The organism is Oleiphilus sp. HI0128 (genome assembly GCF_001635365.1).
Window position 1 is genome coordinate 1 of sequence record NZ_LWGG01000100.1, and the last position, 1,310, is coordinate 1,310.

The 1,310-nt window shown below is 44.4% G+C and carries 1 protein-coding gene; it reads left to right on the forward strand.

The window, feature by feature from the left end; genetic code table 11:
• On the forward strand, positions 1–1,066 hold a 1,066-nt coding region (locus A3763_RS01245; RefSeq protein WP_068759829.1), incomplete at its 5' end, for a glutamate--cysteine ligase.
• Positions 1,067–1,310: the final 244 nt, after the last annotated feature.

Sequence of the window (1,310 nt, forward strand, 5' to 3'; positions counted from 1 at the left end):
GCATGGCAATAAAGAGCAGTCACTACAAGACTTTAAGTCGGAGCAATATTTCGCTCTGATTCGAAACTTTCGTCGCTACTCTTGGCTACTCATGTATTTATTCGGTGCGTCGCCTTGCCTAGACCAGAGTTTTGTCGCTGGCCAAAATCACTGCCTCGAATCATTTGATGATAAGGGCACGCTGTATAAGCCTTATGCTACCTCGCTCAGAATGGGAGACCTCGGCTATCACAACAACGCCCAATCATCGCTAAATATCTGCTTTAACAGCCTGGAAAACTTCACCCATACACTTGGCGATGCCATTAACACTTCTTACCCGCCATACCAAGAGCTTGGGCTAAAGAAAGGTGACGCTTACCTTCAGATCAATACGAATATTCTGCAAATCGAGAACGAGTATTACAGCTCAATCCGACCAAAGCGCAGTGCACTGTCAGGCGAAACGCCACGGCATGCACTCAACGAACGCGGAGTCGAATATATCGAGGTACGCTGCCTGGATTTGAACCCATTTTTACCATTGGGAATTTCTGACAGACAGGTCGACTTTATGGATATATTCCTGAGCTTTTGCTTACTCCAGGACTCTCCGGTAATTGGCGATAAGGAATGTGAATATCTCGATAGTAACTTTGACCTGGTCGTCAATGAAGGTAGAAGACCAGGACTTGAACTCACCGACCAATCACAAAAGCGAACGCTAAGTAGCTGGGGGCTTGAGCTTCTAAAAGGCATGCAAGGTCTTGCCGAAGTACTAGACCAGGCAACGAGCGACCAACGTTATAAGTCGGCACTAAAGGAACAGCTAGCTAAACTCGATACACCAGATCTAACACCCTCCGCTCAAGTGTTGTCAGTCATGAAGAAAGAGTCTCTATCCTGGCTAGAGATCGCTGGAGAACTTTCAAAGAAGCATCAATTGGTACTCAGTGCTGAGCCAGCACAAAACCAATTCAGCCAGTTTGAAAAACAAGCGCAGGAGTCGTTTAAGCAAGCAGAAGAAATAAAGCGTAGTGATCGTATTTCTTTCGATAGATACCTAATGGACTATCAGGCGCAATAACTCTAGATTTTCTCACGACTCTTTCACAAAACTTGCTGCACATCTGTTCACCGATACGTTTTAGTATAAATTTTGTGCAGCGTTTTCCATGTCGTAAAACAAAACTGAAATTCCCCTCATTTTTGACCATCCTGTCATTGTTGCAGGTACGCTCCTGTGTTAATTTTGTTAACGCTTGAAACGGAGTATTTCTGTTGGTGTTCTTTTTGTATCTCGCTAACTCAGTCTTGATATCAAAAGCGTT